Origin of the sequence: uncultured Microbacterium sp. (genome assembly GCF_947489255.1) — a bacterium.
Lineage (GTDB): Bacteria > Actinomycetota > Actinomycetes > Actinomycetales > Microbacteriaceae > Microbacterium > Microbacterium phycohabitans.
This window is the reverse complement of the sequence record NZ_CANLCY010000005.1, coordinates 299,350-322,419: the sequence shown is the minus strand read 5'-3', so window position 1 is coordinate 322,419 and position 23,070 is coordinate 299,350. Positions and strand designations below refer to the sequence as shown.

The following is a 23,070-nucleotide window of genomic DNA, read 5'->3' as shown; positions in this document are numbered from 1 at the left end:
GTGGAGTCAGGGGTGGGGGTAGGTTTCGATGACCCGCGAGTCGTCGCGGGTGCCCAGGCCCACGGCCTGGGCGGCGAGGTAGCGCTCGCGCGCGGAATCCAGCAGAGGGGTCTCGGCGCCCGCGGCGCGGGCCGCGTCGAAGACGAGCCCGGAGTCCTTGACGAAGATGTTGATCTGGCTGGTGACCTCGACGTCGGTGCCCTCGAGCATGCGCGGGCCGCGGTCGGAGAGCATCCACGACCCGGCGGCGCCGGACTCGAGCAGGGGCAGCACCTCGGCGGGGTCGAGGCCCAGCCGAGCGGCGAGCGAGAGTGCTTCGGCCGCGGCGACGATGTGCACCGAGCACAGGTGCTGGTTGACGACCTTGATGCTCTGCCCGCGGCCGAGCTCGTCGCCGACCGTCCGCACGGTCCCGAACTGCGACAGCACCGGCTCGACGGCCGCGATGTCGGCGGCGGGGCCCGAGGCGAAGATCGTCAGCGAACCGGTGGTGGCCCGGGCGACACCGCCGGTGACGGGGGCGTCCACGACGCGCGCTCCGCCGCCGAGCAGCCGCTCCGACGCCGAGCGCACCGCATCCGGTCCGACGGTGCTCATGACGACCCAGGTGCGGCCGGCGACCGCGTCGGCCGCGAAGGCCTGGTCGACCAGCGCGTCGAGGTGCTCGGGGGTGGCGACCATGACCACGACGATCGGGTCGTCGCCCGCGTCCGCGATGGATTCGACCGCGCGGATGCCGTCGGCCTCGGCGCGCTCGCGGGCGGGCGCGAAGGGGTCGACGCCGGTGACCGCGAGGTCGGCCTGCGTGAGTCTGCGGGCCATCGGGAGTCCGATCGCGCCGAGCCCCACGAACGTCACTCGATCCGCGCTGAGCGTCATCGCCGTCTACCTCCATCGGTGTGTGCGGAACGCGAATGGTTAACCAATCGCGGACCCAGTAAAGCGCGGCATGAGCCGCCTGTCAAGATTGGTTAGCCAATCGGCGTCAGCGGTCGGAGACGAGCCCGAGGTTCTGCCAGTTGCGGAAGTGCTCGCGCATCGCGGCGCGTGCCGCCGCGGGGTCGCCGGCCTCGATGGCATCCACGATCGGGTAGTGCACGCTGTCGGTGCGGAGGGTTCCGTCGGCGTCGGGGACCTCCACCGCCACCGCCTCGAGGCGTCGGACGCGGATCGTCTCGCTCAGCACGTGGCTGAGGCCCTCGTGCAGCAGGTGCATGACGGGATTCTCGACGGCGAGCTGCAGGCGGCGGTGGAAGGCGATGTCGGCGGCGAGTGCCTCGTCGTGCTCGCCCGCGCGGGTCGCGGCGATCATGCGGTCGACGAGCTCGCGCAGCTCGGTCACCACGTCCGCCGACGCCCGCTCGGCCGCGGCGCCCGCCGCGGTCTCTTCGAGCATCATCCGGGATTCGGCGAACTGCTCGTCGGTGAGGTGTCCGAACTCCCGCGAGATCGTGAAGTAGCTGCGGACGAAGTCGTCACGGGGCGTGTCGAGGTAGGTGCCGCGACCCTGGACGCGCGTGAGGAAGCCGAGGCGTTCCAGCACCAGCAGATGCTCGCGCAGGGCTCCGCGACTGATCCCGAGCGCCTCGACCAGGTCGCGCTCGGGCGGCAGGCGGCGGGCGGTGGTCCCGTCTTCGGCGACGGCGAGCGCGACGATGTCGGCGACGAAGCCCTCGAGCGCTCCCGGCACGGTTCCTCCTGTCCCGATCGTTCCAGCCTATCCAGCCCGTTCCGCGACCGGAGCCGGGCCGGGGCGGATGCCGCGGTCGTAGAGTCGGGGCATGAGCGCCGACGACGTCGAGCTGCGCCGCCTGCGCGAGCGCGTGTACGGCGGCACCGGCGATCCGCCGACGCCCGACGAGATCGCCCGCCTGGGTGCCCTGGAAGACGTCCTCCGGCGCGACGCGGTGCGGGCACCGCACGCGCCCGCACCGAAAGCGCCGTCACCCGCCGTGCCCGCGCCCGCCGGAACCGCGCCCGCTGCGACCGACGAGGGCGACCGGCCGGAGGAGAGGGATGCCGATCTCCACCGACCGCGCGTCTTCTCCCTGATCGTCGGTGTCGTGGCCGCGCTCGCGCTGCTCGGTGCGGGATACGCCGCGGGCGTCGCCTCGCCGGCCTTCGTCGCCGCATCCGCGACCCCCTCGCCGTCGGCGAGCCCGCGGTTCCCCGAGCTGACGTTCCCGCAGACCGATGACGACGTCATCACGGCGCAGCTCATCGACGACAGCGGCATCGACCCGGCCACCACGCGTTACATCGCGGTCGTGCGCGGGTTCCGCGTGTACCTCGCGAAGCGCGAGCGCGGAGAGGGATCGTGCGTGGTCACCTTCGTCGACGCCGACGACGAGCCATGGGCCGCGGGATGCACCACGGGCGGGCCCTTCGACGACGCGGCGGTGTTCGGCATCGACCAGCATCTGAGCATCGCGATCGGCGACACGTCGCGCATGACGATCACCGGGACGCCGGTGCGGCTGTCGGAGTCGGTGACCGCCTACATCACCGAGTGAGGCAGGCGCCGTCGCGGCTCGCCCCGCTCCACGCCGCCCATGCGCGGGAGGCCCGGGCCCGCCCGCGCGGTCGTAGAGTCATCGCATGGACGAGGACGTCGAGCTGGAGGGTCTGCGCGAGCGCATCTACGGCCCCGACGGCGCGAGCGCGACGCCCGAGATGATCGCCCGGCTCGCGGAGCTCGAAGAAGGGCGCCGCGCCGACCCCACCCCCTCCTCCGACGACCTGCGGGATGCCCGAGCCAGGGATGCCACGGCCCCCGACGCCGCCCGCCCGGATCCGGAACATATGGATGCCGAGCCCGCGGCCGCCATGCCCGGCGGCAGGCGTGCCCGCCGGGTGCTGCGGTGGGCGCTCGCCGCGGCCGGGGCGGTGGCGCTCGTCGGGCTGGGCATCGCGATCGGCGCCGGTCTCGCCGCACCCGCGGCCTCCGCGGATCCGGCGTCGGCCGCCTACCCGGAATTGACGTTCCCGCAGACGGTCGAAGACGTGATCTCCGCCGACATCCTCCGCGACAGCGGAATCGATCCCTCCAGCACCCGCTACATCGCGACGGTCAGCGACTTCCGCGTCTACCTCGCCCAGCCCGACGACGGCGACGGCGTCTGCATCGCGACGTTTACGTCTTCCGACAACCGGCCGTGGTCGGTGGGCTGCGCCTCCGGCAGCGCCGGTCCGTCGGCCGCGTTCGGAGTCGACGGCGACCTGACCGTCGCGGTCGGCGAGACCGACCCGTCGGCCGTCGACGGCATCCCCATCCGTCTGTCCGACAGCGTCACGGCGTACGTGGCGCGCTGATGAGAGGAGAACCCATGTTCCACCCCGATGGCGCCTTCGCCGGCTTCGCGGTCGACGACCTCGACGCCGCGCACCGCTTCTACGCCGACACCCTCGGTCTGCGCGTGGAGGTGCTCGAGGGATCCGGCTTCCTCCGCCTGCACTTGGCATCCGGGGGGAGCATCCTCGTCTACGGCAAGCCCCATCACGAGCCGGCGTCGTTCACGGTGCTGAACTTCCCCGTGGCCGATGTCGAGGCGGCCGTCGACGACCTGCGGGCGCGGGGCGTCGAGACCAAGATCTACGACGACGCCGACTTCCCCACCGACTCGCGCGGCATCATGCGCGAGGGGGGACCGCTCATCGCGTGGTTCCGCGACCCCGCCGGCAACGTGCTCGCGGTCTTGGAGGAGTGAAACGCCCCGCCACCGCGGCGACGGGCGGATGGATGCCGCGAGTCACGGCATCCATCCGCCCGGTGATCCGAGCAGGATCGTTCAGCCCTTCAGGGCCTCCGCCAGCTTGACGCGCGCCCCCATGCGCAGCAGAGAGTTGCGGTAGATGCGCGACGCGAGCCCGATCGCCGCGACGCACGAGGCGACGAGGATCAGCAGCGACAGCACGGGCTCCCACCACTGGGCGTCGCCGAGGTACATGCGCAGCGGCATGCCCACGGGGGCCGAGAAGGGCACGTACGACATCACGGTGAGCACGACGGGGTTGTCGTTGAAGAAGATCACCAGGAAGTACGGCGCCATGATCAGCATCGTGATCGGCGTCGTGGTCGCCCCGATGTCCTCCTGCCGCGACACCATCGCGGCGGCCGCGGCGAAGAGCGCCGCCAGCAGCACGAAGCCGAAGAGGAAGAAGATCGCGAACGATGCGATGGGGGCGCCGAGGGCGTCGAGCACCCCCGCCTGATCGGTCACCGCGAGGCCGATGACCGCGACCGCCGCCAGCAGCACGATCTGCGCCATCGCGAGGATCGTGTTGCCCAGCACCTTGCCCGCCAGCAGGGCTCGGACGGGGATCGCCGAGATGAGGATCTCGACCACGCGCGTCTGCTTCTCCTCCACGACGCTCTGCGCGATCGTTCCGCCGAAGGTCGAGGCGGCGATGAGGAACACGATGCCGAAGGCGAGGGCGATGAAGTACCGCAGGACGTCGGCGGCGTTCGATCCCGGGTCGATGCGATCGACGGGTGGGGTCTCGCTGAGCATCTGCAGCAGGGTGGAGGGGACGCTGTCCTTCACCACGACGGTGAAGTCGAACGACGACTCCGACGAGCCCGAGACCAGGGCGGCATCCACCGTTCCGTCGGCGACGAGGGCACGGGCGTCGTCGTCGCTGTCGGCGACGGTCACCTCGAGGCCGTCGAGGCTCGACACGGCGCTCTGGGTCTGCGAAGTGACGGCGACCGGGATGCCGCTGGACGCGGCGTTGCCGGCCGTGAACCCGCCCCACAGCACCGAGGCGAGGGCCGCGAGGATCAGCACCGCGGTCGAGATCACGAACGGCTTGCTCCGCAGCTTCGAGCCGATCTCCCGCTCGGCGACGAGCCAGATGCTCAGTGCCTCGCCGGGCGAGCGGCGGGCGGGGGTGTTGGTGCTCACTGGATGACCTCCTTGAAGATCTCGGCCAGGGTCGGACGCTGGGGGGCGAAGCTCGCGACGTCGCCGCGCGAGACGGCGCCCTGCAGCACGCGCTGCGCGGTAGCGTCATCGGCCGCGTCGAACAGGGCGTACCCGCCGTCGAAGTCGATGACCGTCACCCCCGGTTCCTCGCGCAGCCAGCCGGCGTCGCTGCCCGAGACCAGCTCGTAGCGGTGCGTGGCGTGCTGGGCGCGCAGCTCGTCGCGGGTCCCGGCAGCGCGGATCGTGCCGGCCGCGATGATCACGAGGTCGTCGCACAAGCGCTCGACGACGTCGAGCTGGTGCGACGAGAACAGCACGGCGGTGCCGGCCGCGGCTTTCTCCTGGAGCACCCCCGCCACCACGTCGACCGCGAGCGGGTCGAGACCCGAGAAGGGCTCGTCGAGGATGAGCACCTCGGGCTCGTGGACGAGGGATGCCGCGATCTGCGCGCGCTGCTGGTTGCCCAGCGAGAGGGTCTCGACGGCATCGCCGAGGCGCTCGCCGAGTCCGAGTCGTTCGAGCAGCGCCGTCGCCTTCCGCGTCGCCTCGGTCTTGGAGAAGCCGTGCAGACGGGCCAGGTACGCGATGTGCTCGGCGACCTTCATCTTGGGGTACAGCCCGCGTTCCTCGGGCATGTACCCGAAGCGGCGGCGGTCGGCCGTCGTCACGGGGGAGCCGTTCAGGGCGACCGATCCGGCGTCCTTCCCGAGCACGCCGAGGGCGATGCGCATGGTGGTCGTCTTGCCGGCGCCGTTCCCGCCGACGAAGCCCGTCAGCCGCCCGGGAGCGACGGTGAAGCCCACGTCGTCGAGCACGCGGCGGCCGCCGTAGCTCTTGGTGATGCCGTCCAGTTCCAACACGGTGCACCCCTTCTTCTCGTTGCTTCCACGCTAGGGATGTCGCTGCGGATGCGCCTCCACCGGGCGAGGGTGATCCGGCTCCGCCGCGCGGGGGAGGGTCCCCGCCGCCCCGTGGCCGGGCTTCGTTCACGAGGTCCCTGAGCCTGTCGAAGGGACCGGGCCGGCCGCACCGGCTCCGCCCCGCGTCAGGCCGAGCCGTGCCGGTGCGCGAGCACCACGGCCTGCACGCGGTCGCGCGCGCCGAGCTTCTGCAGCACGTTCGACACGTGCGTCTTCACCGTCGCCTCGCCGATGAACAGTCGTGCGGCGATCTCGGCATTGCTCAGCGCGTGGGACATGAGGCGCAGCACCTCGGCCTCGCGCTCCGTGAGCGGTTCGGTCAGGGGGAGGGGCGGAGGTATGGATGCCGGTGGCGAGGGTGCGCGAGTCGCGAACCGCTCGATGACCCGCCGCGTGACCTCGGGAGCCAGCAGCGCGTCGCCCGCACCCACGATGCGCACCGCCGAGACGAGCTCCTCGGGACCTGCGTTCTTGAGCAGGAAGCCGCTGGCCCCGGCATCCAGCGCCGCGAAGAGGTAGTCGTCGCGGTCGAAGGTCGTCACGATGAGGATCGCCGCCTCCGACCTCGGGTCGGCGGTCAGCAGGCGGGTGGCCTCCAGGCCGTCCATGTCGGGCATCTGCACGTCCATGCAGATCACGTCGGGATGCAGCCGACCCGCCGCCGACACCGCCTCGGCGCCGGTCGCCGCCTCGCCCACGACAGTGATGTCGGGCTCGAGCGAGAGGATCGTGCGGAAGCCCGCGCGCATCATGGCGTGGTCGTCGACGAGGAGCACGCGCAGCTCAGGCATGCGAGACCTCCGCCGTGGCGAGGGGGACGCGCGCGCGCACGAGCCACCCGCCGCGCGATCGGGGGCCGATCTCGATGCTGCCGCCCGATACGGCCGCCCGCTCGCGCATCCCGAGCTGACCGAGGCCCGGGGTCGTCGACCCGGGGCGGCCGGTGTTCGAGACTTCGAGCTCGACGGCCTCCCGGGAGAAGCGCAGGCGCACGTCCGCCGTCGCGCCGGGCCCGGCATGACGCCGGGCGTTCGTCAGGGCCTCCTGCGCGATGCGGTAGAGATTGACCTGCACGAGCGGCGGCGGGTCGATGACGGGCTCGCCGACCACGGTGAAGGTGGTGCGGAGCACCGCCGCCTCGGCCTCGTCGACGAGGGCGCGGATCGACGTGAGCCCGTGCGTGGTGGGGGCGGTGTCGGGGGAGGCGTCGGAGTCCGGCGATCGCAGCGTCTCGAGCAGCTGGCGCAGCTCGTGCAACGACGCGCGCGCCGACCCCTCGATGCTCGCGAGCGTCTCGCGAGCGGCATCCGGATCCCGAGAGAGCAGCGAGCGCGCCACGCCCGCCTGCACGCCCATGAGCGAGACGTGGTGGGCGACGACGTCGTGCAGCTCGCGGGCGATGCGTACGCGGTCGAGGGCTACCGCTTGAGCGGCGGTCACCTCGCGCTCCGATTCGAGCTCGGCGGTGCGCTCCTCGAGGGCTGCGCGCTCGCGCATCTGCTGGTGGGAGCGATCGCCGAAGTAGTAGGCGCCCCCGAAGAACAGCGCGTTCACCCCGATCATGAGCAGCTGGTAGGCCACGAAGGGCGAGAAGGCGCCGACGCGCGAGAAGGCCCCCTCGACGTCGGGGTCGACGGGCTGCGTGGCGTCTTGGAACATCACCACGAACAGCCACGCGAACATCCCGACGATGATCGCGACGCGCACGATCGTCGCGCGTCGGCGGTTCGGCTCCCACGCGCCCACGGTGTAGAGCGCGATGAACATCGCGATGTTGCCGGCGTACAGCTCGGGGATGCGGAAGGTCACCGCCAGGAAGTAGGCCACCGACACGATCACCGCGGTGACCGATGGCCATTTCCGACGTACCGCGATCGGCGCTGCGAGCACCGCCACGTAGACGAGGGCGATCGCCAACGACCCCTGCTCGTCGCCGTAGATGCCGGAGACGGACGACAGCACCGCGCTCAGCATGCCGCCGAGGAACAGCACGACCGCGAGCACGAGATCGTTGCGCCGCTGCGTGCGGGTCAGTCGTGCCATCCCTCCACGCTAGGGGGGACCACCGACACCCGCATCCCCCATGGGGCGGAGTCAAGAGGGGGCGGAATACAGGTTGGCGGGAGACGCTTGCACGTGAATGAAACCGGGCGCTCGACGCCCCCGTCTTCTCCGAGAGGATCACCGTGACCGACTACACGATCGGCTACATCGTCGGCAGCATCTCCAGCACCTCCATCAACCGCCGCCTGGCCAAGGCGCTCGAGAAGGTCGCCCCCGAGGGCGTCACGCTGAAGGAGATCCCGATCAAGGACCTCCCCTTCTACTCGCCCGACTACGACGGCGACTTCCCCCAGGTCGCGAAGGACTTCAAGAAGGCGATCGAGGATGCCGACGGCGTCTTCGTCGTGACCCCCGAGTACAGCCGCTCGATCCCCGGCGTGCTCAAGAACGCCCTCGACTGGTCGGCCCGCCCCTACGGCGAGGCGTCGTTCAACGACAAGCCCACCGCAGTCATCGGCACCTCGCAGAGCGGCATCGCCACCGCGGCCGCCCAGCAGCACCTCCGCGCGGTGCTCCTGCACTACAACGCCCTCGTGATGGGGCAGCCCGAGGGCTACATCCAGTCGACCCCCGGCCTGTTCGAGGAGGACGGCACCGTCACGAACGAGGGGACGGCCGAATTCCTGCGCTCGGTGATCGAGGCGCTCGTGACGCTCATCTCGCGTACGGCGCCCGCCAAGGTCCCCGCGGCCTGATCTCCACGCGACGGCGGGGTCGGGCTGCGCTTCGGCCCCGCCGTCGTCCCCGGTGGCGTCGACAGGCTCAGCCACCTAAGTCGCCGCCCAGCCCCCCGTGTCGCGGCCCAGGTCCCTGAGCCTGTCGGAGGGCCCGGTACCCCTGCGGGGTGGCTTCGACAGGCTCAGCCATCTGCGTCGCCCCCCCGCGCGTGTTGCAGCCCCTCGTCTTGCCGCTCAGCCCTCCGAGTCGCGGCCCAGGTCCCTGAGCCTGTCGAAGGGGCCGGGACCCGTGTGCGCGTCACAGCCCCAGCGCGGCGGCCTTCCGCCGCAGCAGCTCGGCCTCTCGCTCGTTGCGGGTCAGCCCCGCCGCCGCGAGCAGCTCGTCCCGCGCCGCGCGTGTGCGACACAGCCGCGACAGCAGCTCGCCGCGCACCGACGGGATCAGGTGCGAGCCTCGCAGCACCCCGGTTGCGGCGAGATCGTCGACGAGCGCGAGTCCCTCCAAAGGCCCGGATGCCATCGACACGGCCACGGCGTGATTGAGCTCGACGACAGGGCTCGGGGCCACCCGACCGAGCACCTCGTACAGCACGACGATGCGATCCCAGTCCGTCGCGTCGACGCTCATCGCCTCCGCGTGACAGAGCGCGATCGCGGCCTGGAGCTGGTACGGCCCGCGGCCCTTCCCCCGCGCATCGGCCCGCTCGAGGAGCAACCGGCCGCGGGCGATCGCCGAGCGGTCCCACCGCCGACGGTCCTGGTCGGCGAGGAGCACGGCATCCCCGTTCGCATCCACGCGGGCCGCGAAGCGCGACGCCTGCACCTCCATGAGGGCGCCGAGCCCCAGCACCTCGGGCTCGCGGGGGAGCAGTCGCGCGAGGACGCGCCCCAGCCGGATCGCCTCGTGCGCCAGCTCGGTGCGCAGCACGGCGTCGCCGGAGGTGGCGGCGTAGCCCTCGGTGAAGACGAGGTAGATCACGCTCAGCACCGCGCTGAGCCGCGTCGGCCACTGCGCCGGATCCGGCACCTCGAACGGGACCCGGGCCGCGCTCAGCGCCCTCTTCGCGCGGACGATCCGCTGCTGCATCGTCGTCACCGGCACGAGGAACAGGCGCGCGATCGCGTCCGTGTCGAGCCCGCCCACCACCTTCAGCGTCAGCGCGACCTGCGCCTCCCGCGCGAGCACCGGGTGGCAGGCCGCGAACACCAGCCGCAGCACGTCGTCGTCGATCGGCTGCCACTCGGCATCCCTGATCTCGTCCACGTCCGCGCCGATCAGCCGGTACTTCTCGCCGAGGTTCTGCTCGCGACGCCAGCCGTCGATCGCCCGCCGCTTCGCGACCGCGGTCAGCCAGGCGCCGGGATTCGCGGGCACGCCCTCGCGCGGCCACTGCGCGAGGGCCTCGGCGACGGCATCCTGAGCCAGGTCCTCCGCCGTGGGGAGGTCTCCGACCACGCGCGCGAGCGTCGCGACGACGCGGGCGCCCTCGATGCGCCAGATCGCCGCGACGCGCCGCGAGACGTCGGAGTCGGGGCTCACCGCGAGGACTGCTCCTCGCGCCAACCCTCCTCCTTCTGGATGTACTCGTTGTCGGCGAACGCGGCGAAGTCGGTCTCGTCGGTCACGCGGCGCACCTCGAGCGTGTTGCCCGCGATGAGCGGCGCTCGGCGCGCCCACTCGACGGCTTCTTCCTTCGTCGACACCTCGATGATCCAGAAGCCGTTGAACAGCTCGTGCGTCTCGCCGTAGGGGCCGTCCGTGACGACGGGTTCGTCGCCGTCGAAGGTCACGACGAAGTTCTGGCTCATGTCCTCGGCCAGACCATCGCCCGCGACGAGCACTCCCGCGCTCATCATCGACTCGTTGTAGGCGCCCATCTCGTTGATGATCTGCTCGAACGGGATCTGCTTGTACGCCGCGTACGCCTCGTCGGTACCGCGCATGATCAGCATGAACTTCATCGTGGACTCTTCTCGTCGGTGCTCTCTCGAGCGATCTGAGGGGAGCGAATGCCTGCCCCTACTATCGCGTCGAACGGCGCGCGACGGAATCGACAGGGTCCGGAGAATTCTTTTGACGCACCACCGGGCGGTGTCGCAGATCCGGCGATCGGCCGCGGATCCGGACGGATTCGAGCGATGCGTCCGGATCCGTCGCCCGTTTCCGAATCTGTTCACCGGATGCCAGGCGGTAACGCCCGGCCGACACGAGCTGCACCCGCCGACCGGATGCCAGGCGGCAACGCCCGGCCGACCGCGGGCTGCATCCGCTGACCGGATGCCGCCGCCCGGCGCTCAGCCGAAGATCATCGGCAGGTCGTCATCGTCGTCGGCGCCCGACAGGTCGAGGTCGGCGACGACGGGGACGTGGTCGCTGGGGACCTCGCCCTTGCGCTCGTTGCGGTGGATCTCCGCGCCGTGGACGGCGTCGGCGAACGCCTGCGAGCCCAGGATGAAGTCGATGCGCAGACCCTCGTTGCGGGGGAAACGCAGCTGCTTGTAGTCCCAGTAGGTGTAGCCGGTGGGAACGAGCGGCCGCACGACGTCGGTCAGCCCCGCGGTCTCGAACGCGGCGAACGCCGCGCGCTCGGGAGGGGAGACGTGCGTGGTCGCGCCCTCCACGACGGTGGGGTCGCCGTTGTCGTCATCGGTGGGGGCGATGTTGAAGTCGCCGGTCAGGGCGAGCGGCAGATCGGGGTGGGCCGCGAGCGTGTCGGCGGTGTACTGGCGGAGCTTGTCGAGCCAGTCGAGCTTGTAGACGTAGTGCGGGTCGTCGAGCCCGCGGCCGTTGGGCACGTAAAGGCTCCACACGCGCACGCCGTTCACGGTGGCGCCGATCGCGCGCGCCTCCTGCGGCAGGTCGGGCCCCTCTTTGCCCTTCTCGAAGCCCGGCATCCCCGGGAAGCCGATCTCGACGTCTTCGAGGGGCTCACGGCTCGCGATCGCGACGCCGTTCCACTGGTTCAGGCCGTGCGCGGCGACGTGGTACCCGGCCTCTTCGAAGGCGGCGTACGGGAACTGCTCCGTCTTGCACTTGATCTCCTGCATCGCCAGCACGTCGATGTGCTCGCGCACGCAGAACTCGACGGTGCGGGTCACACGAGCGCGGATGGAGTTGACGTTCCAGGTGGCCAGACGCATGCCATCCAGCCTACTTTCGGGGGAGGACATCGACGGTCGCGCGGCGCGGCCGGGCGGTCTCGTGCGAGCAGCGCGCGTGAGCCGTCGTGCGGACATCGTCGTCGACACGCCGTCGCCCGTCGGGCGCTCGCGGCGTGGCGCCCGTGGACTCCGCGGGACGGATGCCGGGACGCTGCGCCGTGACATCCCGCGGCTGCGGCGTGGCGGCGCAATAGACTCGACGCCGTGACCACCGCCTCCACTGCCGAGCTCGAAGCCGACCGCCAGGCCCTCATCGGCCTCATCAACGCCGAGGCGGTGTTCCACGGCGATTTCACCCTCTCGAGCGGCAAGAAGGCGACGTACTACGTCGACATGCGCAAGCTCACGCTCGACCACCGCGCCGCCCCGGCGATCGGGCGTCTCGTGCTCGACCTCGTGAAAGACCTCGATGGTGTCGTCGCGGTCGGCGGACTCACGCTGGGCGCCGACCCGATCGCGAACGCCGTCATGCACGAGTCGGTGCACGCCGGCCGCCCGCTCGACGCGTTCGTCGTGCGCAAGGAGCCGAAGGACCACGGCCGCGGCCGCCAGATCGAGGGCGCCGATGTCGCGGGCAAGCGCGTCGTCGTCGTCGAAGACACCTCCACCACGGGTCAGTCGGCGCTCAAGGCGGTCGAGGCCCTGCGCCGCGAGGGCGCGGAGGTCGTCGCCGTCGCCGTCATCGTCGACCGCAAGACCGGCGCGCAGGCCGCGATCGAGGCCGAGGGGCTGCAGTGGCTGGCATCCATCGATCTCGACGACCTGGGGCTCGCTCCGCAGTAAGCCCGGTGGCCGCCTGATCCCTGGGGTCGTCCAGCGAGGGGCAGGTCGACTCAGCCCGGGCGCCCGTCGAGGTCGCCGAAGGCCACCGAGAACAGGTCATCGCTCCACCACAGGTTGTCCGGCAGCGAGTGCGTCCTGTCCTCGCGCTATCCCCTGGTGTCGAGGGTCATCCCGGGATGCCGTGCGGTCCTCCACCCGGCAGGCGCGTGCGGTCAGCGCGCCTCGTCGTCGGGTCCCGGTCCGTCGAAGGGGTCGCGGCCGCGGCCCCCGCGGCGCGAACGCCGCCACTGCACGATGAACGCGACGAGGGTTCCCGCGGTGATGAAGAAGGCGGTGATCAGCCACAGCGTGCGGTCGTCCATGCGTCGTCCTCTCGATGGCCGGATCAGATCCCGGCCGCGAGCCCCTCTTCGCCATCGGCGAGATCGGACTCGAGTGGTTCGCCGCGCACGAGCTCGGCGACCGAGCCGAGGATCTCGTCGGGGCGGAAGGGATAGCGCTCGATCTCGCGCTGGTCGCTGATGCCCGTCATCACGAGCACGGTGTGCAGGCCCGCCTCGATCCCGGCGACGATGTCGGTGTCCATGCGGTCGCCGATCATGCCGGTGTTCTCGCTGTGGGCGCCGATGCGGTTCAGGGCCGAGCGGAACATCATCGGGTTGGGCTTGCCCACGATGTAGGGCTCTTTGCCGGTGGCCTTCGTGATGAGCGCCGCGATCGCGCCGGTCGCGGGCAGCACGCCCTCGGTCGAGGGGCCGGTGGCATCCGGGTTGGTGGCGATGAACCGCGCGCCGCCGCGGATGAAGCGGATGGCCTTGGTGATGGCCTCGAAGGAGTAGTTGCGGGTCTCGCCCACCACGACGTAGTCGGGAGTGGTCTCGGTCATGATGAACCCGGCCTCGTGCAGGGCCGTCGTGAGCCCGGCCTCACCGATGACGAAGGCGGATCCCCCCGGCATCTGCGACTTCAGGAAGTCGGCGGTGGCCAGAGCCGAGGTCCAGATCGACGACTCCGGGACGACGAGTCCCGAAGCCCGCAGCCGCGCACTCAGATCGCGCGGCGTGAAGATGGAGTTGTTCGTCAGAACGAGGAACGGCGTGCCCTCGGAGCGCCACTGGGCGAGCAGCTCGGACGCGCCCGCGATCGGCGTGTTCTCGTGGACGAGGACCCCGTCCATGTCGGTGAGCCAGCATTCGATGTCACCCCGGGTGCGCATGGGGCCAGCCTAGCCCCGGCCCCCGACACCGCCCGAGAGGGTTGCATTCTCACGACGCCCCGGCGGGAAACGAGCGCGGGCGGGCCCGGCCGTGAGGTCGTGACCCGCCCGTCCGCCGTGCGGGCGCCTTACTTGAAGGTGTCCTTCACGTTCTCGCCGGCCTTCTTGGCGTCGGCCTGCACCTGGTCGGCCTTGCCCTCGGCGGCGAGCTTGTCGTTGTCGGTCGCGTTGCCGATCGCTTCCTTCGCCTTGCCCACGATGTCCTGAGCGGCGTTCTTGATCTTGTCGTCCAGACCCATGATCTGACTCCTTCTCGATGTGTCGGCGTCGTCGGCGGGGGTGTTCGTCGCGACGGAGCGGGATGCTCATGGTGTGGACGATGCGGGCGGGCCATTCGTCACGCCGTTCGGGAAAAAAGTTCGCGGATGCCGATATGCCCGGAACGGAATGGACCCGTGACGTAGGCACCCGATCTCGTTAGGGTCGAAGGGTGACGCGCGACGAGTGGGACCCCGAGAACCTCCCCGACCTGTCGGGGCGCTCCTACCTCGTCACCGGCGCCACCCGCGGTCTGGGGTATTTCGCGTGCGAGCAGCTCGCCGCGGCGGGAGCCCACGTGCTGCTGACCGGCCGCAATCCTCACAGTCTCGCCGCCGCGAAGGCGGCCGTGAAGCGCTCGACTCCGGATGCCGACATCGAGACGCTCCTGCTCGACACCAGCAACATGGGCTCGGTGCGTGCCGCCGCGGCGACGGCGCGTGCACGTGGACGCCTCGACGGGCTCCTGTTGAACGCCGGCGTCGTGCACCCGCCGAAGCAGCGCGAGACGGTCGGCGGCCACGAGCTCGTGTTCGCGACCAACGTTCTCGGTCACTTCGCCCTCGCCGGCGAGCTGCTCAAGCCGCTCGCGACCGCGCGCGGCCGCATGGTGTGGGTGGGGAGCATGTCGACCTCGCTGTGGAGGCACCTGCCCACCGACCCCGAGCTGCGCGAGGGCTACACGCCGTGGAAGGCGTACGTGCAGTCGAAGGCCGCGACCACCGCGCTCGCCCTCGAGGCCGACAAGATGCTGCGTGCCCATGGAGTCCCGGTCGAGAGCCTCGTGGCGCATCCGGGGTACTCCACGAGCGGGCGGACGCGCGGGGTGCGCGGCGTGAACGAGCCCAGTCGTCTCACGCGGTTCGTCGACAACCTCCAGGCGCCCATCACGCAGTCCAAGGAGCAGGGCGCGTGGGCACTCGTCCGCGCTCTCGTCGACCCCTCCGCCGAGGGCGGCTCGATGTACGCCCCTTCCCTCGTCGCCCGCGGAGCGCCGCGACGGGCGACTCCCGCCCGCGGTACGCGGCGCGCCGGGCTCGGCACCGAGCTGTGGCGCGCCTGCGAGACCGCCACGCACGTGAAGTGGCCCTTCGAGCGTGCGCGGCGCGCGGCATCCTGAGACTCCTCCCGCGATGTCGGCGGCTGGCTCTACAGTGAGCGCATGGAGCAGGCGACAGGTGGCGACCGCACTGCCCTCGACGTCGTCGGTCTGAGCTCGGCCGAGGTCGCCGAACGCGTGTCGGCGGGGCAGACCAACGCCTTCACGGCCGACACCAGTCGAAGCGCGTGGAACATCGTGCGGGCGAACGTCTTCACGCTCTTCAACGGGATCGTGGGGGCCTGCTTCATCGTGCTCCTGCTGCTGGGGCGGTGGCAGGACGCGTTGTTCGGCGTGGCCGCGTTGTCGAACGCGGTGATCGGGTGCGTCCAGGAGTTCCGCGCGAAAGCGGCTCTCGACCGCCTCGCCCTGCTCAACGCGCCCCGGGCGCGCGTGCGGCGCGACGGGGCGGATGCCGAGATCGCGCCACCCGAGGTGGTGCGCGACGACGTACTCGTGCTGCGCGCGGGCGATCAGATCGCCGCCGACGCGGTCGTGGTGTCCACGCAGGCCCTGCAGGTCGACGAGTCGATGCTCACCGGAGAATCGGATGCCGTCGACAAACGGATCGACGACGAGGTGCTGTCGGGGTCGATCGTGGTGGCCGGCGAGGGAGCGGCGCGCGTCGCCCGCGTGGGCGCGGAATCGTACGCGAACACCTTCGCCGCCGAGGCGAAGCGCTTCCAGCTCGTGTCGAGCGAACTTCGCACCTCCATCGACCGCGTCCTGCGGTGGGTCGGGTGGGGGATCGGGCCGATCGGCCTGCTCGTGCTCAACGCCCAGATGATGGTGGCCGGCGGCTGGGTGCAGGCCTGGCAGCAGGGCACGTGGTCGCAGGCGGTCGTGAACACCATCGCCGCCCTCACCGCCATGATCCCGCTCGGGCTCGTGCTCATGACCTCGATCGCCTTCGCGGTCGGCGCGGCGCGGCTCGCGGGGCAGAAGGTGCTCGTCAACGAGTTGCCCGCGGTGGAGGGACTCGCGCGGGTCGACGTCATCTGCCTCGACAAGACCGGAACGCTCACCGCGGGTGAGATCCGCTTCGACGACGCGCTCGCCCTGTCCGAGGCGTCCGGATGGACCGACGTGCTCGCCTGGTACGGGGCCGCTCCCGACGCCAACGCCACCGCGCAGTGCCTGCGCGATCCGTTCCCCGTCGGCATCCCCCTCTCGGTGGCGCGTCGCATCCCGTTCTCGTCGGCCCGCAAGTGGAGCGCGGTCTCGTTCGACGGCGGCGCCGAGGGCACCTGGGTGCTCGGCGCCCCGGAGATGGTCTTCGGCGACGCCGCGACCGATCCGAACGGAGAGTTGGGGGCCGCCGTCACCCGGTTGGCGTCGTCGGGTCGGCGGACCCTCGTGCTCGGGCACGCGGACGTGCCGCTGTCGGACTCCGAGGTCGACGCGGAGCGACTGCCCGCCGGTGTCTCGGCGGTGGCCGTGCTGACCTTCGTGGAGGCGGTGCGTCCGGATGCCGCCGAGGCGCTGGCGTACTTCCGAGACCAGGGCGTCGGCGTGCGGGTCATCTCGGGCGACAACCCCCGCACGGTCGCGGCGATCGCGCGCGAGGTCGGTCTCGATGTCGACGAGGGATACGACGCGCGCCGCCTCCCCGACGACGATGGTGAGCTGGGCGCCGTGCTCGAGCAGCACACCGTGTTCGGTCGTGTCACGCCCGACCAGAAGAAGCGCATGGTCACCGCGCTCCAGGCGCGCGGGCACGTCGTGGCGATGACAGGCGACGGGGTCAACGACGCCCTGGCCATCAAGACCGCCGACATCGGTATCGCGATGAACTCCGGGGCGGCGGCCACCAAGGCCGTGGCCCGCCTCGTGCTGCTCGACGGACGCTTCTCGCACCTGCCGTCGGTGGTCGCGGAGGGCCGTCAGGTGATCGCCAACATCGAGCGCGTGTCGATGCTGTTCCTCACCAAGACCGTCTACGCGACAGGGCTGGCGGTGCTGTTCGGCATCCTCGTGATGGAGTTCCCGTTCCTGCCGCGGCAACTGTCGATCACCGACGGGCTGACCATCGGCATCCCGGCGTTCTTCCTGGCGCTGCTGCCGAACGCCCAGCGCTACGTGCCGGGGTTCCTGCGCCGCTCGCTCAGTTTCGCCATCCCCGCCGGTCTCGTGATCGCCGTCTCCCTCACCGTCTACACGCGGGTCGCGATGCAGCTCGGTCTGGAGACCGCGCAGCTGCGCACGGGCGCGACGATCATCCTGGCGATCGTCGCGCTGTGGGTGCTCACGGTGCTGTCGCGTCCGGTCACGCGCGTGAAGGTGGTGGTGATCGGGGCGATGTTCATCGCGCTCACCGCGATCTTCACCGTGCCGCCGCTCGGGGATTTCTTCCAGCTGCAGGACCCGGGCGACGACGGTGCGACCCTCGTGACCCTGGTGGTCGTGCTCGCGCTCGGAGCGATCGAAGCGGTGCGGTTCGCGCACCGACGGTTCGTGCGGCGTTCGCTCGCCGGGGTGTCCGGCGGGGTGGGCGGGATCGCCGGCGAGGCGCCCCGACGACCCGCCGTGGTCACGGCGGCCATCGTGCTCGTCTATCTCGGCGGTCTGCTCAACACCGCTCTGGGCATCGTCGTCCTGTTGGCGCGCTACTCCGTGACGCCCGACCTCGTGCTGCCGGTGTCGCTCGTGGGCGCGGCGACGGTGCTGCTCGGGCTCCTCACGATCGCCGGCGGGTCGGCGCTGTCGCGGGGCAGCTCCCTCGCGCGCACCCTGCTGACGGTGTACCTCGCCGTGCTGGTCGCTCTGCAGGCCGCGGCGATGGTCCTGACCGAACTCGACCCCGTCCTCGTCGTCGCCCTCGTCGCCGCCGTGGCGGTGATCGCGGCGATGTGGGTTCCCGCTCGGGCCCGCCGATGGTTCCGCGGTGACGCGTCGCCGGCGCGCGCGGCCGATCGCGTCAGCGCGTGAGCGGAAGCGATCGACGCGCCGGCGCGCGCGGCCGACCACGTCAGCGCGCGAGCCGCCTCGATACGCCGGTTCCGTCGCCGGCCCCCGCGGCCGATCGCGTCAGCGCGTGAGCCAGACCGATCCGCCCGCACCCGCCGGCAGCGACATCTCCACGCCGTCGGCGCGGACGACGTCGTCGGAGACGACCTCGAGCTCGTGCCCGACGTCGATCCCCCGCTCGACCAGGGCGCGCAGCAGTTCGGGGTCGCGATCGCTCACCCGCAGCACGCGGCCCGCGTGCCCGGCCGGAGCCTCCGCGAGCAGGACGAAGGGTTCGCGGTGCACCGCACCGTCGGCATCCGGGATGGCATCTCCGTGCGGGTCGAAGCGGGGGCGGCCCAGACGCTCGTCGATGCCCTCGAGGAGCCGGTCGCTGAGGGCGTGCTCGAGCACCTCGGCTTCGTCGTGCACCTCGTCCCACGCGTAGGCGTACTCGCGCACGAGCCAGGTCTCGATGAGGCGGTGACGGCGGATCACTCCCGCGGCACGCCGTCGCCCGGCTTCGGTCAGGGACACGGGGCCGTAGGGGCGATGCGTCACCAGGCCCTGCGCGGCGAGCTTCTTCACCATCTCGGTGACGCTCGAGGGGGCGAGGCTCAGCACGCCGGCGAGCTGCGAGGGCGTGATCGGGGAGTCCTGCCACTCGGTGTGGTGGTAGATCGCCTTGAGATAGTCGTCGGCCACGGGCGATTCCACGCCGTCAGCCTATCCGCCGGTGAACACCAGCCACAGGAGCACGACATTGAGGGTGATCAAGAACGCGGATGCCAGCACCCCGGCGATCGTGGTCGCGCGGCTGTTGCGGTGTCGGCCGAGCACGTCGGCGCGGGCGGTCAGCGCGACGAGCGGGATGAGGGCGAACGGGATGCCGAATGACAGGACGACCTGGCTCAGGACCAGCGCGAGGGTGGGGTCGACGCCGAGTCCCAGGATCCCCAGCGCGGGCACGAGAGTGACGAGGCGGCGGACGACCAGCGGGATGCGGGCGCGCAGCAGTCCGTGCATGATCTCGGCGCCGGCGTAGGCGCCGACCGACGTCGAGGCGAGGCCGCTGGCGAGAAGCCCGACGGCGAAGAGCGTCGCGACCAGCGGCCCGAGCCCGTCGCGGAGCGCCGCGTAGGCACCCTCGAGGCTGTCGGTGCCGTCGACGCCGGCGAGGTTGGCGGCGGCGAGGAGCAGGATCGCGAGGTTGACCGTGCCCGCGACGGCGAGGGCGATGGTGACGTCCCACCGGGTCGCGCGCAGCAGCCTCGCGGTGGAGATCCCCCGGGCCTGCTCGAGCGCGGTGCGCGCGGCGGGCGTTCCTGCTCCGGGCGCGTCTGCGCCGGGCCCGTCCTCGCTGAGAGCGTCCCCACCGGGCGCGCCTCTCCCGGGGGCGTCTTCCCCGGGCGCGCCTCTCCCGGGGGCGTCTTCCCCGGACGCGAGGGCTCCCCCCGCGCGGACGGGTGTCGGAGTCGCACCCGTCGTCATGCCCGTGGCATCCGGAGCGAAGCGATCGCGGGCGAGCGCCGAGTGCGCGTAGATGGCGTGCGGCATGATCGTGGCGCCGAGGATCGAGGCGGCCAGCAGCACCGAGGTGGACCCCTCGAAGCGCGGCACGAGGCCCGCGGCCACGCCTGCCGGGTCGGGAGGGGCGATCAGCAGCCCGAACGAGAAGCCCACGGCGATGATCACGAGCATCCCGATGAGCACCGTTTCGAAGGCACGCGCCCCGCGGCGCGTCTGGATGAGCAGCAGGCCCATCGACACCACGCCGGTGATCGTCCCTCCCCACACCAGGGGGACGCCGAAGAGCAGATGCAGCGCGACGGCCCCGCCGATGACCTCGGCGACGTCGGTGGCCATCGCGACCGCCTCGGCCTGGAGCCAGTAGAGGCGCCGAGCGGCGGGGCGCCGCATCCGCCGACCGAGGATCTGCGGGAGGCTCTCACCGGTGACGATGCCGAGCTTCGCGGAGAGGTACTGGATCAACCAGGCTATGACGTTGCCGAGCACCACCACCCAGACCAGCAGATACCCGAAGGTCGCACCGGCGGTCATGTTGCTGGCGACGTTGCCGGGGTCGAGGTACGCCACTCCCGCGACCATCGCCGGCCCCAGCAGCCAGAGAGCACGCCCGGGAGCGTGGCGACGGTCCACGGCATCCAGGGTTTTCGGCATGCCGAAATAGTACATATTTTTCGGGTACCCGAAAACGGTCGAGATGGACGTGAGGCCACCCGATCCGTCCCACCGCACACGTTGCGCGGCTGCACGAGCATGTGCTCTCGTGCCGGCCGTGTGCTCTCGCCCGCCCGCCCGCCCGTCCGCCTCGCGTCCGCCGGTGCCGCGCCGGTCCGCACCGCGCTCTCGCCGACCCGCGCGGTGTCCGCCGTGCCGCGTCGACCGCGCCGTGCTCTCGCCCGCTCGCGCCGCGTCCGCCTGCGGCGCGTCCGCCTGCGCCGCGTCGGCCCGCGCCGTGCTCTCGCCGGCCCGCACCGCGCCCTCACCGGCCCAGCCAGGCCTTCGCCGGCCCGCGCCGTGCGGCGGCGCGGCGTCGCACGCGGATAGCCTGGATCGGTGACGGATGCCGACGACCCGACGCCGGCGCGCGACGCCCGGTCTTCGTTCAGCGACGCGCCGTCCGCGGCGCAGGACGCGCAGACACCGACGCACGGGGTCGGACCGTGGCCCGGGGGCCCCGAGGAGTGGCCCGACGACCCGCGATACGACCCCGAGCTGCTCGCCGAGGGCGATCGCCGCAACGTCGTCGACGGCTACCGCTACTGGAGCATGGACGCGATCGTCGCGGATCTGGATGCCAGGCGGCATCCGTTCCATGTCGCGATCGAGAACTGGCAGCACGACCTCAACATCGGCACGATCGTGCGCAGTGCCAACGCGTTCCTCGCGGCCGAGGTGCACATCGTCGGCAAGCGGCGGTGGAATCGGCGTGGGGCCATGGTGACCGACCGCTATCAGCACGTGCGCCATCACGAGGACGTCGCGGCGTTCGCCGCGTGGGCGCGCGAAGCTGGGCTGCCGGTGATCGCCGTCGACAACGTCGCCGGCTCGGTTCCGATCGACCGGGCCGACCTTCCCGAGTCCTGCGTGCTGCTGTTCGGCCAGGAGGGGCCGGGGCTCTCGCCCGAGGCGATCGCGGTGGCCACCGGCGTCGTGGAGATCACGCAGTACGGCTCGACCCGCTCCATCAACGCCGCGTCCGCCGCCGCGGTGATCATGTACGAGTGGTGCCGCCGCTGGGCCTAGCGGCGTGCGAGGGTGGACGGATGCCGAAGGCCGTCACCCTCATCCGTTCGGCGTCGCTGTCGAGCGTCGCCGAGTACGCCTACGCCGCGACCGCTCCCGCCGACGCCCGTCTCATCTTCCTGGCCGGTTCGTGCCCGCTGGACGCCGACGGCGCGACCGTCGCGGTGGGCGACGTGCGCGCGCAGGCGGCTCGATGCGTCGAGAATCTCCGGACCGCGCTCGCCGACGCCGGGGCGCAGCTCACCGACGTGATCAGCACGCGCGTGCTCGTGGCATCCGCCCGCCAGGCCGACCTCGTGGCGGCCTGGGAGGTCGTGCGCGACGCGTTCGGCGAGCACGACGTGCCGAGCACGCTGATGGGTGTCACCGTGCTGGGCTACGACGACCAGCTCGTCGAGCTCGAGGCGGTCGCCGCAGTGCTCGACGACTCGCGAACTTAGGAGCGGTCAGGCGCATCGAGGACGTGCTGCGGAGGACACACTCGCGGCGCTGCTCGGATTGTCAATGCCAAAACGTTCGACTTCGAGATACCCGCGCGACGCTCAACTGAAGGTGCTCGCCAGATGGCGTCGCAGTTCCGCGGGATCGGCGAGGACGCGGTCCCAGATCGCGAGCAGTTGGAGCGCATTGCCCTCATCGATCGTCTGCGCGATCAAGGCATCTCCTTCTGAGTCAAAGGTGAATGTCAGCGCAGGATGATCCGGCTGCTCGACGATCGCACTTTCGAGAGCGGCCTCGAGTTCGAAGCTGGAGGGCGGTTCCTGTTCGTCATCACCGATGATGTCGGCGAGCCATTCCCAGTCCGTGAAATGAATCTCGACCGGGCCGGCGTCGCTGACGATGAGATCGAAGTGACTCTGCGAGGCATTCTTGGCGGGCGTGACGGTCCAGTCCCTGCGCTTTGCCGCTGCGGCGAAGTTCGCGTCGAACGCGGCGCCGTATCCCAAGAAGCTGTCGACACGCAGGTCGAGGAGCTTGTGGAGTCCGGTCATTTTGGACGTGCCGTCGATTGTGAGGCGACGGAGCGCTGGCAGGCCCCTCAGGGCCTCCGCGTGCTCGATGGAACGGACGCTCACGAGATCCAGTTCTTCAAGCGCGCGGAGGTGGTGGATCGGCGACAGGTCGATCTGGCGGCAGTCGACGAGTGAGAGGAACTTCACGTTGGTGAGGTGTCGAGCGACGTGTTCGAAATCCACTCTCGGAGCGATCAGGACCGCTGAGCGGATTGAGGGAGACAGCGGAGTGGCCGACGTCAATGAGGGGACCTCGGCGCGTGCGCACTCCACGTTGGGCGCTCCGAGGGCGCTGAGAAGCCTTGGACTGTGAATGTTGACGTGTCGCAGATTGGGGAGTCGGGAGAGATCGACCTCGGGCATGGATGCGGCTTCGTAGAGCGGATTATGGAGAAATCGCAGCGCCGTCATCCGCATCAAGACGTCCGCTCCCCGCACGTCCGGACCTGCGGGAAGGTAGAGGACCTCCAGCCGCGAAGCACTCTCGCCGAGCAGGTCCAGATCGAAGACCCCCTGGATCTGCAGCCCGAACCCCTCCGACACGAGGCTTCGGATGTGAGGAACCGTCGGCCCCACCTCCGGCCATCGGTCGGGAATGCGCACGACCGGACAATCAGCCGTGCCGTCCCATTCGACGAAGTCCCGCGCCACCTCGGGGACGATCCACTCACGCCGTC

The 23,070-nt window shown here is 71.1% G+C and carries 25 protein-coding genes; 10 read left to right on the top strand and 15 right to left on the bottom strand.

Going from position 1 to position 23,070, the window contains the following annotated elements; all coding sequences use genetic code 11:
• Nucleotides 1-6 precede the first annotated feature (6 nt).
• Nucleotides 7-879 carry an NAD(P)-dependent oxidoreductase gene (locus Q0818_RS14815; protein WP_298876519.1) on the bottom strand — a complete coding sequence of 291 codons (873 nt, stop codon included), beginning with the start codon at nucleotides 877-879 and terminating at the stop codon, nucleotides 7-9.
• A gap of 106 nt (nucleotides 880-985) precedes the next feature.
• Entirely contained in the window at nucleotides 986-1,690 is a 705-nt protein-coding gene (locus Q0818_RS14810; protein ID WP_298876516.1) for an FCD domain-containing protein, read from the bottom strand.
• Nucleotides 1,691-1,781: 91 nt separating this feature from the next.
• Here Q0818_RS14810 and Q0818_RS14805 point away from each other — a divergent pair, with 91 nt between their 5' ends.
• The 3 genes from Q0818_RS14805 to Q0818_RS14795 all read left to right on the top strand — a co-directional run bounded on the left by Q0818_RS14805 (nucleotide 1,782) and on the right by Q0818_RS14795 (nucleotide 3,707).
• Complete coding sequence (locus tag Q0818_RS14805; RefSeq protein WP_298876514.1) at nucleotides 1,782-2,513, top strand: hypothetical protein; 732 nt, start codon at nucleotides 1,782-1,784, stop codon at nucleotides 2,511-2,513.
• An 85-nt stretch (nucleotides 2,514-2,598) separates the two neighbouring features.
• On the top strand, nucleotides 2,599-3,312 hold the full coding sequence (locus Q0818_RS14800) for a hypothetical protein (RefSeq protein ID WP_298876512.1): 714 nt from the start codon (nucleotides 2,599-2,601) through the stop codon (nucleotides 3,310-3,312).
• A 14-nt stretch (nucleotides 3,313-3,326) separates the two neighbouring features.
• The gene (locus Q0818_RS14795) at nucleotides 3,327-3,707 is read left to right on the top strand and encodes a VOC family protein (protein ID WP_298876509.1); all 381 of its coding nucleotides are present in this window, start codon (nucleotides 3,327-3,329) and stop codon (nucleotides 3,705-3,707) included.
• 81 nt (nucleotides 3,708-3,788) lie between these two features.
• On the opposite strand, the gene Q0818_RS14790 is transcribed toward Q0818_RS14795, so the two are convergent.
• From Q0818_RS14790 to Q0818_RS14775, 4 genes are all read right to left on the bottom strand, one after another.
• Entirely contained in the window at nucleotides 3,789-4,904 is a 1,116-nt protein-coding gene (locus tag Q0818_RS14790) for an ABC transporter permease (protein WP_298876507.1), read from the bottom strand.
• Nucleotides 4,901-5,785: an ATP-binding cassette domain-containing protein gene (locus Q0818_RS14785; protein WP_298876504.1), complete on the bottom strand. Its 885-nt coding sequence runs from the start codon at nucleotides 5,783-5,785 to the stop codon at nucleotides 4,901-4,903. Before Q0818_RS14785 ends, Q0818_RS14790 begins: the two co-directional genes overlap by 4 nt.
• A gap of 185 nt (nucleotides 5,786-5,970) precedes the next feature.
• Nucleotides 5,971-6,636 (bottom strand): response regulator transcription factor, encoded by a 666-nt coding sequence (locus Q0818_RS14780; protein ID WP_298876500.1) that lies wholly within the window; start codon nucleotides 6,634-6,636, stop codon nucleotides 5,971-5,973.
• Nucleotides 6,629-7,888, bottom strand: a complete 1,260-nt coding sequence (locus Q0818_RS14775; protein WP_298876497.1) for a sensor histidine kinase — start codon at nucleotides 7,886-7,888, stop codon at nucleotides 6,629-6,631. The genes Q0818_RS14780 and Q0818_RS14775 overlap by 8 nt, the downstream gene beginning before the upstream one ends.
• Nucleotides 7,889-8,031: 143 nt before the next feature.
• On the opposite strand from Q0818_RS14775, the gene Q0818_RS14770 reads away from it, so the two are divergent.
• Nucleotides 8,032-8,604, top strand: coding sequence for an NADPH-dependent FMN reductase (locus Q0818_RS14770; protein WP_298876495.1), 573 nt, complete (start codon nucleotides 8,032-8,034; stop codon nucleotides 8,602-8,604).
• Between the two features lie 280 nt (nucleotides 8,605-8,884).
• Here the strand turns inward: Q0818_RS14770 and Q0818_RS14765 are convergent, their stop codons facing one another.
• The 3 genes from Q0818_RS14765 to Q0818_RS14755 all read right to left on the bottom strand — a co-directional run bounded on the left by Q0818_RS14765 (nucleotide 8,885) and on the right by Q0818_RS14755 (nucleotide 11,727).
• Nucleotides 8,885-10,150, bottom strand: coding sequence for an RNA polymerase sigma factor (locus tag Q0818_RS14765; RefSeq protein WP_298876492.1), 1,266 nt, complete (start codon nucleotides 10,148-10,150; stop codon nucleotides 8,885-8,887).
• Complete coding sequence (locus Q0818_RS14760; protein ID WP_298876488.1) at nucleotides 10,123-10,548, bottom strand: YciI family protein; 426 nt, start codon at nucleotides 10,546-10,548, stop codon at nucleotides 10,123-10,125. Before Q0818_RS14760 ends, Q0818_RS14765 begins: the two co-directional genes overlap by 28 nt.
• Nucleotides 10,549-10,881: 333 nt before the next feature.
• Nucleotides 10,882-11,727: an exodeoxyribonuclease III gene (locus Q0818_RS14755; RefSeq protein ID WP_298876485.1), complete on the bottom strand. Its 846-nt coding sequence runs from the start codon at nucleotides 11,725-11,727 to the stop codon at nucleotides 10,882-10,884.
• A gap of 76 nt (nucleotides 11,728-11,803) precedes the next feature.
• Between Q0818_RS14755 and Q0818_RS14750 the strand changes: the two genes are divergently transcribed.
• Nucleotides 11,804-11,956 (top strand): hypothetical protein, encoded by a 153-nt coding sequence (locus Q0818_RS14750; protein ID WP_298876483.1) that lies wholly within the window; start codon nucleotides 11,804-11,806, stop codon nucleotides 11,954-11,956.
• Nucleotides 11,953-12,531 carry an orotate phosphoribosyltransferase gene (gene pyrE / locus Q0818_RS14745; protein WP_298876480.1) on the top strand — a complete coding sequence of 193 codons (579 nt, stop codon included), beginning with the start codon at nucleotides 11,953-11,955 and terminating at the stop codon, nucleotides 12,529-12,531. Before Q0818_RS14750 ends, pyrE begins: the two co-directional genes overlap by 4 nt.
• A 212-nt stretch (nucleotides 12,532-12,743) precedes the next feature.
• Here the strand turns inward: pyrE and Q0818_RS14740 are convergent, their stop codons facing one another.
• From Q0818_RS14740 to Q0818_RS14730, 3 genes are all read right to left on the bottom strand, one after another.
• A complete protein-coding gene (locus tag Q0818_RS14740; protein ID WP_298876477.1) occupies nucleotides 12,744-12,893 on the bottom strand; it encodes a hypothetical protein in 150 nt (49 codons plus the stop codon).
• Between the two features lie 23 nt (nucleotides 12,894-12,916).
• Nucleotides 12,917-13,747: an HAD-IIA family hydrolase gene (locus Q0818_RS14735; protein WP_298876475.1), complete on the bottom strand. Its 831-nt coding sequence runs from the start codon at nucleotides 13,745-13,747 to the stop codon at nucleotides 12,917-12,919.
• A 128-nt stretch (nucleotides 13,748-13,875) separates the two neighbouring features.
• Nucleotides 13,876-14,046 carry a CsbD family protein gene (locus Q0818_RS14730; RefSeq protein WP_298876471.1) on the bottom strand — a complete coding sequence of 57 codons (171 nt, stop codon included), beginning with the start codon at nucleotides 14,044-14,046 and terminating at the stop codon, nucleotides 13,876-13,878.
• 191 nt (nucleotides 14,047-14,237) lie between these two features.
• On the opposite strand from Q0818_RS14730, the gene Q0818_RS14725 reads away from it, so the two are divergent.
• Both Q0818_RS14725 and Q0818_RS14720 read left to right on the top strand, forming a co-directional pair.
• Nucleotides 14,238-15,185, top strand: coding sequence for an SDR family NAD(P)-dependent oxidoreductase (locus tag Q0818_RS14725; RefSeq protein WP_298876468.1), 948 nt, complete (start codon nucleotides 14,238-14,240; stop codon nucleotides 15,183-15,185).
• Between the two features lie 42 nt (nucleotides 15,186-15,227).
• A complete protein-coding gene (locus Q0818_RS14720) occupies nucleotides 15,228-18,092 on the top strand; it encodes an HAD-IC family P-type ATPase (protein ID WP_298876465.1) in 2,865 nt (954 codons plus the stop codon).
• A gap of 99 nt (nucleotides 18,093-18,191) precedes the next feature.
• On the opposite strand, the gene Q0818_RS14715 is transcribed toward Q0818_RS14720, so the two are convergent.
• The gene (locus tag Q0818_RS14715; RefSeq protein ID WP_298876462.1) at nucleotides 18,192-18,827 is read right to left on the bottom strand and encodes a metal-dependent transcriptional regulator; all 636 of its coding nucleotides are present in this window, start codon (nucleotides 18,825-18,827) and stop codon (nucleotides 18,192-18,194) included.
• Between the two features lie 9 nt (nucleotides 18,828-18,836).
• A complete protein-coding gene (locus Q0818_RS14710; RefSeq protein WP_298876460.1) occupies nucleotides 18,837-20,291 on the bottom strand; it encodes an Nramp family divalent metal transporter in 1,455 nt (484 codons plus the stop codon).
• A 399-nt stretch (nucleotides 20,292-20,690) separates the two neighbouring features.
• Here Q0818_RS14710 and Q0818_RS14705 point away from each other — a divergent pair, with 399 nt between their 5' ends.
• Both Q0818_RS14705 and Q0818_RS14700 read left to right on the top strand, forming a co-directional pair.
• Nucleotides 20,691-21,380 (top strand): RNA methyltransferase, encoded by a 690-nt coding sequence (locus tag Q0818_RS14705; RefSeq protein WP_298876457.1) that lies wholly within the window; start codon nucleotides 20,691-20,693, stop codon nucleotides 21,378-21,380.
• A gap of 20 nt (nucleotides 21,381-21,400) precedes the next feature.
• Entirely contained in the window at nucleotides 21,401-21,820 is a 420-nt protein-coding gene (locus Q0818_RS14700) for a Rid family hydrolase (RefSeq protein WP_298876454.1), read from the top strand.
• Between the two features lie 102 nt (nucleotides 21,821-21,922).
• Here Q0818_RS14700 and Q0818_RS14695 read toward each other — a convergent pair whose 3' ends face one another.
• Complete coding sequence (locus tag Q0818_RS14695; protein ID WP_298876452.1) at nucleotides 21,923-23,044, bottom strand: hypothetical protein; 1,122 nt, start codon at nucleotides 23,042-23,044, stop codon at nucleotides 21,923-21,925.
• Nucleotides 23,045-23,070: the final 26 nt, after the last annotated feature.

Excerpts from the sequence above, each read along its gene's own strand:
- Q0818_RS14730 (WP_298876471.1), bottom strand. The coding sequence starts at position 14,046 with ATGGGTCTGGACGACAAGATCAAGAACGCCGCTCAGGACATCGTGGGC.
- Q0818_RS14780 (WP_298876500.1), bottom strand. The coding sequence starts at position 6,636 with ATGCCTGAGCTGCGCGTGCTCCTCGTCGACGACCACGCCATGATGCGC.
- Q0818_RS14700 (WP_298876454.1), top strand. The coding sequence starts at position 21,401 with ATGCCGAAGGCCGTCACCCTCATCCGTTCGGCGTCGCTGTCGAGCGTC.
- Q0818_RS14755 (WP_298876485.1), bottom strand. The coding sequence starts at position 11,727 with ATGCGTCTGGCCACCTGGAACGTCAACTCCATCCGCGCTCGTGTGACC.
- Q0818_RS14710 (WP_298876460.1), bottom strand. The coding sequence starts at position 20,291 with ATGCCGAAAACCCTGGATGCCGTGGACCGTCGCCACGCTCCCGGGCGT.
- Q0818_RS14760 (WP_298876488.1), bottom strand. The coding sequence starts at position 10,548 with ATGAAGTTCATGCTGATCATGCGCGGTACCGACGAGGCGTACGCGGCG.
- Q0818_RS14735 (WP_298876475.1), bottom strand. The coding sequence starts at position 13,747 with ATGCGCACCCGGGGTGACATCGAATGCTGGCTCACCGACATGGACGGG.
- Q0818_RS14740 (WP_298876477.1), bottom strand. The coding sequence starts at position 12,893 with ATGGACGACCGCACGCTGTGGCTGATCACCGCCTTCTTCATCACCGCG.
- Q0818_RS14800 (WP_298876512.1), top strand. The coding sequence starts at position 2,599 with ATGGACGAGGACGTCGAGCTGGAGGGTCTGCGCGAGCGCATCTACGGC.
- Q0818_RS14795 (WP_298876509.1), top strand. The coding sequence starts at position 3,327 with ATGTTCCACCCCGATGGCGCCTTCGCCGGCTTCGCGGTCGACGACCTC.
- Q0818_RS14720 (WP_298876465.1), top strand. The coding sequence starts at position 15,228 with ATGGAGCAGGCGACAGGTGGCGACCGCACTGCCCTCGACGTCGTCGGT.
- Q0818_RS14805 (WP_298876514.1), top strand. The coding sequence starts at position 1,782 with ATGAGCGCCGACGACGTCGAGCTGCGCCGCCTGCGCGAGCGCGTGTAC.
- Q0818_RS14775 (WP_298876497.1), bottom strand. The coding sequence starts at position 7,888 with ATGGCACGACTGACCCGCACGCAGCGGCGCAACGATCTCGTGCTCGCG.
- Q0818_RS14815 (WP_298876519.1), bottom strand. The coding sequence starts at position 879 with ATGACGCTCAGCGCGGATCGAGTGACGTTCGTGGGGCTCGGCGCGATC.